Source organism: Streptomyces sp. NPDC014864 (assembly GCF_043081525.1).
Classification (GTDB): domain Bacteria; phylum Actinomycetota; class Actinomycetes; order Streptomycetales; family Streptomycetaceae; genus Streptomyces.
The window spans coordinates 301,637-313,501 of the sequence record NZ_JBIBWT010000002.1 but is presented as its reverse complement, the minus strand read 5'-3'; the positions used below and the strand labels follow the sequence as shown (position 1 = coordinate 313,501).

Here is an 11,865-nt window from a genome sequence, read left to right as displayed (position 1 = left end):
GCCCGTCACTCGGACTCGTTGGCGGGCTTTGCAGCCGGCGGGAAGCCCAGCGCGTCCAGCAGGGCATCGAAGAGGTCCTCCACGAACGTCTCGTGGGAACACAACAGTTGCTCGATCGTGGACTGCTCGGCGGTGCCTGCCCGGCCGGCCGCTGCGGCCCAGACGCGGGCGCCTCGGGCGGAGTCCGGCACCCCTGCGAGGAGTTCGGCACGCTTGCGTTCCACCGACTCGCGGAACCCGGGTGTGCTCACCCACACACTCACGTCTTCCATGTCTTCGGGTTCCTCGGCCCAGAGCGACGCGGCCGCCTCCATGTTCAGGCATGCCTGCCACTTCTGCCCATCAGGTGCTCGCCCGGTCAGCAGGGCGACGCCGCTGTCGTAGACGTCGGCGACGCAGGCGGGTGCGCGAGTCCATGCGACCAGCGCGGCCAGGTCCTCCTCTTCCCACAGGCCGTTGTCCAACCGAAGCGTCTGCCAGCCGCCCGAACGCGGCCACGACGTGTGCACGCTGTCCTTCGATTCCTGGTGCATGGCGTCGAAGACGGGGGACTGCAGCAGCGGCCGCTCACTGCAACCGAAGACCAAGTGGCCTGAAAAACCCACGGGAACCTCCTCCAAGACCCTGGCCGCACCATAGAGCCCGCCACCGACGGCCACACACTTCCTCCACTTGCGGGGAAGTTCGCCCGGTGCTCAGCCTGCCGCGCGCAGCCAGCGGCGGAGGGCCTCGTGCACGCTGTCCGGCAGTGCGCTCAGGCGTTCGATCGCCTCCCGGTCGCCCGGCGAGGGGGCGATGCCGGCCGCGGTCAGCGTCGCGTGCAGGTCCAGGCGTCGCATGTCCTCGGGGTGGACGTGGCAGGCGATGCGCTGGCCCGGGTTCGGGGGCGGCAGCAGGAAGTCCTCGTCCGCGGCACGGTCCCAGGACAGGTCGGCGATCGGCCTCAGTGTCTGCATGTCATGCTCCGTTCTCACCGCTGTGCGTGCTTGCGACGGTCTTGGTGAGGACAGAGGCCCACCGCGCGGACCGCGGTTGCAGTGCTCCGGGCGGATCACCTGGACGGTGCAATACGTCGCCTTGTCACACCGCCCGCCCGTCGGTGTGGCCGTGCGACCGGGAGGGCGCGCACGGAGCTGTCCGGCGCCCTGGTCGGGAGCGGGCCCCGGCCGAGGAGTTGCGTATGCCACTTTTCGGCCGGTCGCTGAGCACCTGCTCCGTCCGCTCCGTTGACCCCGGTAACCGGTGACCCACCTCGAGACCGGTGAATGAGGTTCGCACATGGCTAAGACTGCTCCGACGGCAACAACGCGGCGTGTCCCCCTCGCCGGCTCCCGCCCCGCCCGGGTGCCTGCCGGCCCCCGCCGGCTCGACTACTGAGCGGTCGCGTCATGGACTACTGCATCCCGTGCAGCCGCACGCTCAACGGCGCCGTGACCTGCCCCGAGTGCGGGGCCTACGACTCCCGGATGGCTCCGCCCGGCGAGCCGGGTGACGTCGCTCCGGCGACCGTCGGTACCGCGACAACGGAGATCCACTTCAACGAAGTGCCGGGTCCGGCCGACTCTTTCCACGTCGACGGCACCGAGGCCCCGGGGGCACCAACTCCCCCGCGGGAGCTGCCGACAGGCCGGCACAACCGTCCGCCGCGGATGAGGAGGTACGCCGTCAGGTCCCTTGCCGCGGCCGCCTTCACCGTCCTCGGCGGAGTGGCCGCAGCGTCGGTGCTTCCCCAGTCGACGACCCCACGCGCGGCGACGATCCCGGATCAGCCGCTTCCCGAGGAGTCCCAGCTCGACGTCACCGATTCGCCCACCTCGTCCACCCCGACCGGGCGTGCGACCACGCACCCGGCCCGAAAGGCTGTCGAGGACCGTGGTGGTGAGGGGTTCCGCCGTCCTCTGCCCACCGTGTCTCCCAGCGCGCCACCGACCTCCCGATCGCCCTCCGCCGCCTCCACCAGTGCGCCGCCCCCGGCCAAGACCAGGCCGGCCCCACGGCCGTCCAGCAGCCGACCCACCTCGCCCTCGCAGACGGCGTCCGCCTCGGCGAGGCCGTCCGCCAGTCCCTCCGCCAGCGTCAGCGTCTCCCCCAGCGGCAGTCGCTCACCGGGCGGTGGGCTGGGGGTCGGCAACTGACCCCGGCGGGTGCCGCGGCGCCGCGATGCCGCGGCCGGCTCCGAAACCGGCGCCGCTCCCCCGGGCTGCGGCGGGCCGACCCGCTGTCAGATGCCGCTCAGGCGGCGCGGGACCACCGCTGGGCCGCGCGCTGGGAGGCGGACGGAGTACGGACCGGCCGGACGCGGTAGGTCGTCTTTGCGGGGTCGACCACGGGCTCGCCCAGGGCGATCCGTCCGCTGGAGTGCAGGGCGTCGCACTCGGCGGTGGGGAGGGCGACGTAGCAGCTTCCCTGGCCGGTGGCGGCGTCGAACGGCTTCCAGTAGCTGTATCTGCGGCGTCCGCCCGCGTGCACGGTGAGGAAGACCGTGGTGCCGGGGTCGTTGATGATGCGCAGGAGGTCGGCGCCCTTGGGGCTGAGCGGGGCGCCGGAGCGGCCGCGGTGGGGCAGGAGCATCGTCAGGCCTCCCCGCGTGCGGTCCGCAGGATACGGGCGTGACGGGCGGCGCCGGGCAGCGGTGGCCGGTCTCCGCGCTCGGGGCCTGGCGGTGCCGCGTACCGGCCCCGTGCGGCGGGTATGACAGCGGCGGCGGTGCATGCGAATGCGCGTATGTCCTCGGCCTGCTGCCGTCGCGCGGTCGGGGGGACGGCAGGGGCCGGAGCCGCCGGGCCGGGGATGGGCTGCATCAGTGTGGGCCTTCCTCATGACAGGGACTTGAGACCGGTTACCCCGTACGGGCGATGTCGATCTCACTTGTTCCCGCCATTGTTCAGCACGGCACTGACAATCACTCAGCCGTTTTGCGGCGCGGCGCGCCGCGCTCGGTCGCCGGGCGGTACCCGCTCGGCTGCGGGGTGGTGCGTCGTACGCGGTGGCCGTGTGCGGGTGAAGGCGTCGACCAGCAGGAACTGGGCCAGGGTGTAGGTGGCCATGACGAGCACCGGCCGGCCGGCGAACTCCGCTCCGGCCGCGCCGAGTCCGATCAGCAGGTCCGAGGCGACGAACACCGCCCCGCCCCAGGCCGCCCCCGGCCCCCGGACCTGCGCGGTCGCCGCCATGGTCACCAGGGCCAGGCTGTAGGGAGCGACCGCCCAGGCGAGCATTCCGAGGTGGGGCAGCAGAGCAGCGTTCGCGGCCGCCCACACCGCGAGGCAGGCCGCGCACAGCACGGGCCGGGCACGCAGGTGGGCGACGGCGCCCTGCTGGACGAAGGCGGTGATGTAGCAGAGCTGGGTGACCAGGAAGCAGGCGATGCCCGCCACGAAGGCCCCGGCGCCCGGCAGGAGCAGGGCCACGTCACCGGCGGTCGCCAGCGCCAGGCCGGCGAGCACGGCGGGATGGTTCCGGCGCGTGCAGCGCCACAGGTACACGACCAGCAGCGGGGCGAGCAGCGGCTTGGTGCACCATTCCAGGAGCTCCTGGTGCAGTGCGACGCCTGCCAGGTTCAGCGCGGCAAGTCCCGCGTAGGCGAGGAGGATCGGCGGCATCTCAGAGCTCCGCTGGCGGCGACCATCCGGGCGGGCCGAAGAGGTGGCCCGCCTTGTCGCGCCAGCGCCGCGCACCGCGGACGTCGCGCCAGGCGGCGGCGTACTCATGGAAGGCGACCCGCAGCGGGTTGTAGGTGTCGATGTTCTTCGTCAGCCCGTACACGACCCGCTCCCCCTCCGGTTCGAAGGTGCCGAAGAGCCGGTCCCACAGAATGAGGATGCCGCCGTAATTGCGGTCCAGGTAGACGTCGTTGGAGGCGTGGTGGACCCGGTGGTGCGAGGGGGTGTTGAAGACCCATTCGACCGGACGCCACAGCTTGTCCACCCGCTCGGTGTGCAGGAAGAACTGGTAGAGGAGGCTGAACGACTGCTGCAGCAGGATCATCCACGGCGGCAGGCCCAGCAGGGCGAGGGGCAACCAGAAGGGCAGCGTGGTCATGGGCGTCCAGCTCTGGCGGAGCGCGGTGGAGAGGTTGAAGCGCACGCTGGAGTGGTGCACGACGTGGCTCGCCCACAGGACGCGGACGCGGTGGTGCGCGCGGTGGAAGGCGTAGTACGCCAAGTCGTCGGCGAAGAACAGCAGGATCCACGTCCACGGCGAGGCGACCGGCAGGTGCCAGGGGGCTACGCTCCAGACGGCGGCGTAGCCGAGGACCGCGACCACCTTCCACGGCAGTCCGATGACCTGGCTGCCCGCGCCCATGGACATGCTGGTGACCGTGTCGCGCAGCTCGTAGCCGCGCTCCTCGTCGTCGGGGAGGAAGCGGTACGACAGCGCCTCCACCGCGACCAGCAGGACGAAGAACGGTATCGCGTACACGATGGCGGGGATCATGTCAGCCCGCTCTCCTCTCCGGGACGGCGGGCACACTGCGGGAGAGGAGGTGGCGGGCCAGCCGCTCGGCGCCCTCCTCGTCGTGTGCGGCGATCAGTTCGGCGAGCCGCAGATGGGCCGCCACATCGAGCAGTTCCTCGGCCCGGCGGTCGGGCGGCACTTCGCCTGCGGCGAGCGTGCCGCCCACGAGGGTGTTGAAGGACAGCAGATAGGCCAGATTGCCGGAGCCCTCGACGATCAGCCGCCACCAGGCGACGTCCGCCGCGCCGAGAGCGGCGAGATCCGGGCCGACCTGCGCGTAGCGGGCCGCCGCGGCCTCGATGGCGGCCGCCTGTTCCGGCGAGCAGCGCGCCGCGCACAGCCGGGCCGCGTCCGCGCCGACGCACGCCCGCATCTCCAGGACGTCACGTCCCAGGTCGTGGGAGTCCAGCGGCGGGCCTGCCTCCGCCATCCGCACCGCCAGGTCCAGTCCGGCGGTGCGCCGCCAGTCCAGCACCATGGTGCGGCCGCCGTGGCTCACCTCGACCAGCCGCGCCTGCTGAAGGCGCTTCAGCGCCTCGCGCACCGCGTGCCGGTTGACGCCGAACTCGGCGGCCAGGTCCCGCTCCGCCGTCAGGGCGGTGCCCGCGGGCAGGGCACCGCTCAGGACACGGTCCCTGAGCAGCGCGAAAAGCTGGTCGGAGACCGCTTCCCGCCGGATGCGTTCCTCTGCCATGGCGGTCAGCGTGCACCCGCCGTGACGGCTGGTCAACTGATTGGACCAGATGAATCCCGGACGCCGTCGTCTCCGGCCGGGCCCGTGGCCACCGGGAGCGCGTCAGGCGGGGCCGGCCGAGTCGAGGTGGGCGAACACCACCACGTTGTCCATGTAGTCCCTGGCGGTGCGGTTGTAGACGCCGCCGCACGTGATCAGGCGCAGCTCGGGTGTGGGGGTGTCGGCGTAGACCTTGTCGTCGGGGAAGGCGGCCTTGCTGAAGCTCTGGACGGAGTCGACCTTGAAGCGCGCGGTGACACCGTCCGCACGCGTGATCTTCACCAGACTTCCGTGCTGGAGTGTGTCAAGGTCCGCGAAGACGGCACGGCCGATCTTCGTGTCGAGGTGGCCGACGACGATCGCCGCGCCGCGCTCGCCCGGGGAGACGCCGCCCTCGAACCAGCCGACGAGATTGGTGTTGTTCGGGGGCGGGGCCTGGAGCTGTCCCGACGCGCCGATGTTCAGCTTGGTGAACGGCGCGTTCACACCGATGGACGGGATCGACAGCCGTGTCGGCACCGATCGCGGCAGCGAGTCGTCGTCGGTGGGCGACGGGGACGTCGTCTCGACCTCGGGGACGTCCGGCGTGCTGCTGAAGACGGTGGTGGGCCGGACCTGCGTCGGGCTGCCGAGGCCCTGGACCGGCGTGTCCAGGGAGTTGTGGATGAGCAGAGCGCCCAGCGCCACTGCCGCCGCCGGCCACACGAGGTGATTCCGGCGAGGCCGTGCGGCGGGCTCGGTACCGGGCTGCTCCGTCCGGGGCGACTGCGGGGAGGCCATGCGAGATGCCTTTCGTGAACGGGTGACGGTGAGCCGGGCGAGCGGGGGGAAAGCCGCTGTCGCGGTCTTCGGTCACCCTCGGTGGGTGACGAAGACCGCGACAGCACAGCGGTCGGAAGAGGAATCGGCTCAGGCCGCGGAGGCGTTCGACCCGTTGCGCCGACGCAGCATGTACGCGCCGGCTCCCAGGCCGCCCAGCAGCAGCGCGGCCCCCAGACCCAGGGTGCTGGTGGTGTCCGCCAGACCGCCGCCACCCGCGTGGACGCCACCGCGCGGCTTGCTGCCACCGCCCTCGTCGCCCTTCGAGTAGCCGCCCTCGCTGCCGCCGCGCGACTTGGAGGAGCCGCCCTCGCCGCCGCCCGACTTGGACCAGCCGCCCTGGTCGCCGCCGCGACCACCCTCGTCGCCGCCGCGACCACCCTCGTCGCCGCCGCGGCCACCCTCGTCGCCGCCGCGGCCGCCCTCGTCGTCGCCGCCGCCCGACTTGGACCAGCCGCCCTCGTCGCCGCCGCGGCCACCCTCATTGGGCGCCATGGCCAGCGCGCCGCCACCGGCGTGGACGCCCCCGCGCGGCTTGTTGCCGCCGCTGCGGCCCTCTTCCTTCTTGGACGAGTCGCCGCCCTTCTTGGAAGATTCGTCGCCCTTCTTGGACCAGTCGCCGCCCTTCTTGGACGAGTCGTCGCCCTTCTTCGACGAGTCCCCGTCGTCGCCGTGCTCGTCGGACGAGCCCTTGTCGTAGCCGCCCTTCGAGCCTTCATCGCCCTTCGAGCCGCCGTCGTCGCCGCCGCGGCCGCCCTCGTCGTCGCCCTTCGAGCCGCCGTCGTCGCCGCCGCGGCCGCCCTCGTCGTCGCCCTTCGAGCCGCCGTTGTCGTCCGAGTCGTCGCCCCGGGAGCCGTGCGAGTCGCCGTGGTCGGAGCCCGCGGCCGGCGCCACCGCGAACGCGGACAGGGTCGCGGCGCCGGCCGCAGGCGCGGACAGAGCCACGGCGGCGGCGATCGCCGCCGAAGTGAACAGAGTACGGGTGATACGCATGGGTGTTCCTTCCGTCGCAACTGCGAGAGCCGGCAGGCTGCCCGCTCACTCGGAAACACAGGTGCGACGTGATCACTTTCGGCAGGATCGGGGCGGCCTACCACTGGGACGCCGCAGATGGGCTACCCGGACAGCACCGCATCCTGGGGCCATCCGGGCGGCCCGCGCGGATGTCGATGCCCCATCAGATGGAAGCCGATGGACCATCAGGAGGATCTGATTTTCTGCTTTCCTGCAACGGAGCCGCATACGGGTGGTCTCGTCTGAGGTTCCGTCGGCTGAGGGACGCCATGACCCGCGTGGGGCAACGCGATCGGCGACGTCCCACCGGGCCGGCCGGGTCGGTCGCGTCGACCGGGTCTGCCGCGCCCGAGGGGGACGGTACGAGGCCGCGAGCGGCGAGCCGGTGCCGGACGAACAGGACCGCGGCGCAGGCGCCGAGGACGGTCGCGCCGCCCGTGCGCAGGATGGCGTCGTAGGCGTGCGCGGGGCTGGTCTCGGGGGTGAGGGCGGTGAGGGCGGTTGCCGTGGCCGCGAGGGCGACGGCGCCGAAGGTGACCAGTGCGGTGAGCACGACGCCGGAGGCCTCGCCCGCGCGGGCGGGCGGGACGACCTGCTGGGTGGCGACGCTGGCGAAGGTCCAGCCGAGTCCGAGGCCGAGGGCGCACCAGGTGAACAGGGGGATGTAGAGCCACCAGGACCACACCAGGCTCAGGCCGGTCATACCGGTTCCGGCGATGACTCCGGCGAGGGCCATGACGGTGGTGGAGGACATCCGCAGCGAGAGCCAGGCGCCCAGCGGGCCGGTGCAGGCGACGGTGAGGGCCGGTACGAGGAAGACGGTGCCGGCGGCGAGAGCGGACAGGCCGCGTACCTGCTGGAGCTGAAGGGTGGCCAGGAAGACGGTGACGACGTAGCCCATGTTGCACACCGCGCCCATGACGGTGACGAGGTCGAAGGGCACGTTGCGGAAGAGGCGGAAGTCGACCAGGGGGTGCCGGCACGTGCGTTCCCGCACGACGAAGAGCGCGCCGGCCACCAGGGCGACGGCGAACAGGGCCAGGGTGCGCGGCTGGTCCCAGCCCCGGGCGCTGCCGCGTTCCAGAGCGAGCGTCAGGGCGGCCAGGGCGGTGACGACGGTCAGGCAGCCGGGCAGGTCGATCTGGCGTGAGGCGGTCTCGTCGCGGGAGTCGGGGGCGTGGCGCAGGGCGATGAGCAGGGCGAGGGCGCTCAGGCCGCCCAGCAGCCAGAAGATCCACCGCCAGCCGGGGCCGCCGGTGAAGCCTCCTCCGATGAACGGCCCCACCGCGGTGCCCACGTTGGCCACGGCGAACACCGCGCCCAGGGCCCGGGCCCGCGTTTCGTCGGAGAAGGCGTTGCTGACGACGGAGACCGAGACCGGGAATATCAGCGCCGCGCCGACACCCTGCGCGACGCGGGCGGCGACGAGTGCGACGAAGGTGGGGGCGAGAGCGCAGCCGGCGGAGGCGGCGGCGAACAGCGCGATGCCGGTCAGCAGCAGCGGCCGGCGTCCGAACAGGTCGCCCAGGCGGCCGCCGACGATGAAGAAGCAGCCGATGGCGAGCATGTAGGCGGAAAGGGTCCACTGGGCGGCGGAGACCGTCACGCGCAGGTCGGACGCGATGCCGGGGACGGCCAGGTTGAGCGCGAAGAAGTCGACCTGGATGCAGAACAGCGCGATCGACACCGCCGTGAACGCCCCGGCCCGCTGGGCGGAACTCACTGGTGGGGGCGCAGCTGTGGATCCCATCCCTCCACCTCACCCCTGGTGCGGGTGGGCTGCCAGTGGAGACGCCTGGTCGGGCGAGGGCGAGGGCCGTCGTGGTGCGGGCGGCCCGTGCGGGACCGCCCGCACCGGACGTGTTCGCTCTTCGGCTGTTCGGCCCATCGGTGATCGGAGCCCCGGTCAGGTCCCTGCGTGCCGGGAGTCTCGGCGCACCGTCACGCGGGCGGGCGCGGGGGTAGGGGGGCAGACGCTGCGAATGGTGCCGTCCCGGTGCCTTTGCGGGGCCGTAGGCGGGAACGTCCTTGCGTCGCGGTGACGCCCGCGGCGGCGCGAGGCTCACGGCGGGCGCTGTCAGGGCGGCGACGGCTTCGGGACCATCGCCTCACGGGTGGGAACGGGGCCTGTGGGCACGGCCGTCCAGAAGCGCGATGACCTGTTCGCCGACCACCTCCCATGATTGCGGCGGGAGTTCACCGATCACCGTGCGCCCCAGGTCGTGCAGCACCGTCCGGGTGTCGTTGTCGCGGGCGACGCTGCCGCTGAGTACCTCGTAGCCGTCGCGGACGGCGACGCGGAGGCGGTCGGGTCCCCCGTGGGTGGCGTGCAGGGCGGCGGCGACCACGAAGGGCGGCCCCCCACCCGCCTCCTGGGGCAGCTTGCGGTACGTACTGGCGATCGGCTCACGCCAGCGAAGGCCGAGCAGGAGCGGGCGCTTGGCGACGACTTCGCCGAGCTCGGCCTCGTGCAGTCCGTCGGCCTCCAGCACGGTCGCCCGGGCGTCCAGGACGAGCGCCGCGGGCAGCAGACAGCGCAGTGTGCTGCCCACGAGGTTGCCGCCGACCGTCGCCGTACGGCGCACCGCTCCGGTGCCCACGGAGGCGGCCGCCCGGTGCAGCACCAGCGGCACACGGTCGTCGATCCGGTTCAGCACCACGGCCGCCCCCAGCACGTTGGGACCCAGTTCGTTGGCCTCCGGGACGTGGCGCAGCGACAGGGCCTGTTCGGGGAACCCGTCCCGCTGCCACGTGGCCCACACCAGGGTCGCCCCGCCCACCGGTACGGCTTTCTGGGCCAGGTACCGCTGTGCCTCGGACACGGACGTGGGAAGACGCAACAGCACGGCAGCCGACCTGCTCTCCTGGACGGTGGGACGGTGAGGCGGACCAGAGCGCGGCGACGAGATCGCCGACGGGGAGCATTCTTCCGGCGCCCTCGGGGGCGCGTACAGGGCTCATCCCATCGCCCCACGCGCCCCCGGGAGAGGCGTTCAACTCCGCGACGGACGGCTGCGGATGGGGGACAGCGGACGCAGGTCCCGCACCAGGGGACGGCGGTGCGGCGACCGCAGTTCCTCGTCCGGCACCGCGAACAGGTCCCGCCCGCCGAGGCCGGGCAGGTCGCACACCTGTCGTCGGACGGCGCGCAGTGCCCGTCCCTTGCGCCGCCGGGGCAGTCGGGGTCGGTGGATTCGTCCGGCGTCGTCGAACCGCATGGCCTTCGCCTTCCTGTTCTTCTTCCGGATGTGCCGCCGCGGATGCGCCGCGACGGGCGGACACATCGTCAAGTGCCCCCAAGATCGGCCCCGAAAAGGCGTGACGGCGAGCGGCCGGTTGCGAACGTGACGTTTCTACGCGGACACCGGATCGCTCACCGTACGCACACACGGGCGCCCGTTCGCACGACTTCACGCGCCCATGCGTACGTCCCGGACAGGGGGGCATTACCGATGTGAACGCGCAGGCCGACGCCGGGCGCGACTCCGGGGACAGGTGCCGGCGGCTCGCCGGCCGGCCGGAGCACGCCCGCATCCGGGTACTCACCGAGAGTCACCGCGCGGCGACTGTCCCCAGTACGACGGCAAGGACGCTGATGATGAACAGGCACCATGGACATCGGCCGGGGGTGACGTGATGGCGTCTCCCCTGACCCCGGCCCGGTGGCGGGCGGCGTTACGCGCCGAGGGCGTCCGCTTCACGGAGTACGCGGGCTGGACGACACGCGGCCGTGACGGGGCGACGGGCCGGATATTCGGCCCGGTGCACGGTGTGCTGAACCACCACACGGCCGGCACCGACAGCCTCGCCATCATCGCGGTCAAGGGGCGGCCCGGACTGCCCGCTCCGCTCGCCCACGCCTACCTGTCCAAGTCCGGGGTCCTGGTCCTGGTGGCGAACGGCCGCGCCAACCATGCCGGTCTGGCCGCCCGGAACGCCTACGAGGCGATCCTGGCCGAGCGGCCGATCCCCCGCCCCGACGCCCGCTCGGGCACCGTCGACGGCAACGACGTGCTGTACGGGATCGAGGTCGAGAACCTCGGGAACGGCAAGGACACCTACACCCGCGCGCAGTACGACACCTGGGTCCGCTTCAACGCGGCCGTGTGCCGTGCGCACGGGTGGAGCGCGGCCAGTTGCGCCGGGCATCTGGAGACCTCGATCGAGGGCAAGCCGGACCCCGCCGGGCCCGTCGCCGGGTACGGCGGCCGCGGCCCCTTCAAGCTCACCATGGACAGGCTCCGCGCCGACGTCGCCGAGCGGCTGCGGCACAGCCCCGGTTGGAACCCCGCATCCCAGGAGGACGACGAGATGCCCGCCTACGTGAACCTCGGTGTCGCCAGGCCCTACGCGCTGCGGCCGGGCGCCTGGGACTCGATCGAGTTCACCGAGGAGTGGTCGGACGAGCCGGGCGGCCACGCCACCGACGGCGCGGTCTTCGCGCGCGGCGCCGCCCGCTTCACCGGCTCGGTCGGCCTGCGGTTCGAGGGCCTGCCCGTCGGCGGGGTCGTCCAGGTCCGGATGAGCGAGTACGAAGGCGGTGACATCAAGGCCGACCACCCCGTGCACGAGATCGTCGGGACCGGCGGTGACACCTTCGGCGTCGTCCCGCTGACCAAGCGGCTGGCCGCCGGCCGGGGGATGCGGGTGCGGCTGCTGAACCAGAGCGCCCAGCCCGTCACGGTGAGCAGCGCGGTGCTCACGGCCCTGGTGTGGCGGGAGAGTTGAGCCTTCCGGGCGAAGCCCTCGCATCACCGGCGCGGCGGTGGGACGGCCCCGCGGGTGAGGAGGACGGAGGCGGGGGTGACCGGACACCCCGGTCACCCCCTTCCGCTCCGCAC

At 72.7% G+C, this 11,865-nt stretch carries 13 protein-coding genes; 1 reads left to right on the top strand and 12 read right to left on the bottom strand.

Annotated elements, in window-relative coordinates:
• Positions 1-5: 5 nt before the first annotated feature.
• The 12 genes from ACF1A5_RS05340 to ACF1A5_RS05285 all read right to left on the bottom strand — a co-directional run bounded on the left by ACF1A5_RS05340 (position 6) and on the right by ACF1A5_RS05285 (position 10,242).
• Positions 6-659, bottom strand: coding sequence for a hypothetical protein (locus tag ACF1A5_RS05340; RefSeq protein ID WP_392191478.1), 654 nt, complete (start codon positions 657-659; stop codon positions 6-8).
• Positions 660-695: 36 nt separating this feature from the next.
• A complete protein-coding gene (locus ACF1A5_RS05335) occupies positions 696-956 on the bottom strand; it encodes a hypothetical protein (protein WP_392191477.1) in 261 nt (86 codons plus the stop codon).
• A gap of 809 nt (positions 957-1,765) precedes the next feature.
• A complete protein-coding gene (locus ACF1A5_RS05330) occupies positions 1,766-2,131 on the bottom strand; it encodes a hypothetical protein (protein WP_392191476.1) in 366 nt (121 codons plus the stop codon).
• A 101-nt stretch (positions 2,132-2,232) separates the two neighbouring features.
• On the bottom strand, positions 2,233-2,571 hold the full coding sequence (locus ACF1A5_RS05325) for a hypothetical protein (RefSeq protein ID WP_392191475.1): 339 nt from the start codon (positions 2,569-2,571) through the stop codon (positions 2,233-2,235).
• Positions 2,572-2,906: 335 nt separating this feature from the next.
• Positions 2,907-3,602 (bottom strand): lysoplasmalogenase, encoded by a 696-nt coding sequence (locus tag ACF1A5_RS05320; protein ID WP_392191474.1) that lies wholly within the window; start codon positions 3,600-3,602, stop codon positions 2,907-2,909.
• Between the two features lies 1 nt (position 3,603).
• A complete protein-coding gene (locus ACF1A5_RS05315; RefSeq protein ID WP_392191473.1) occupies positions 3,604-4,437 on the bottom strand; it encodes a sterol desaturase family protein in 834 nt (277 codons plus the stop codon).
• Position 4,438: 1 nt separating this feature from the next.
• On the bottom strand, positions 4,439-5,152 hold the full coding sequence (locus ACF1A5_RS05310; protein WP_392191472.1) for a FadR/GntR family transcriptional regulator: 714 nt from the start codon (positions 5,150-5,152) through the stop codon (positions 4,439-4,441).
• Positions 5,153-5,254: 102 nt separating this feature from the next.
• A complete protein-coding gene (locus ACF1A5_RS05305) occupies positions 5,255-5,971 on the bottom strand; it encodes a class F sortase (protein WP_392191471.1) in 717 nt (238 codons plus the stop codon).
• Between the two features lie 129 nt (positions 5,972-6,100).
• Positions 6,101-7,003 carry a hypothetical protein gene (locus ACF1A5_RS05300; RefSeq protein ID WP_392191470.1) on the bottom strand — a complete coding sequence of 301 codons (903 nt, stop codon included), beginning with the start codon at positions 7,001-7,003 and terminating at the stop codon, positions 6,101-6,103.
• Between the two features lie 184 nt (positions 7,004-7,187).
• Positions 7,188-8,774: an MFS transporter gene (locus ACF1A5_RS05295; RefSeq protein ID WP_392191469.1), complete on the bottom strand. Its 1,587-nt coding sequence runs from the start codon at positions 8,772-8,774 to the stop codon at positions 7,188-7,190.
• Positions 8,775-9,132: 358 nt separating this feature from the next.
• Positions 9,133-9,870, bottom strand: a complete 738-nt coding sequence (locus ACF1A5_RS05290) for an FAD binding domain-containing protein (RefSeq protein WP_392191468.1) — start codon at positions 9,868-9,870, stop codon at positions 9,133-9,135.
• Between the two features lie 147 nt (positions 9,871-10,017).
• On the bottom strand, positions 10,018-10,242 hold the full coding sequence (locus tag ACF1A5_RS05285; RefSeq protein WP_392191467.1) for a hypothetical protein: 225 nt from the start codon (positions 10,240-10,242) through the stop codon (positions 10,018-10,020).
• Between the two features lie 418 nt (positions 10,243-10,660).
• Here ACF1A5_RS05285 and ACF1A5_RS05280 point away from each other — a divergent pair, with 418 nt between their 5' ends.
• Complete coding sequence (locus ACF1A5_RS05280) at positions 10,661-11,752, top strand: N-acetylmuramoyl-L-alanine amidase (protein ID WP_392191466.1); 1,092 nt, start codon at positions 10,661-10,663, stop codon at positions 11,750-11,752.
• Positions 11,753-11,865 lie beyond the last annotated feature (113 nt).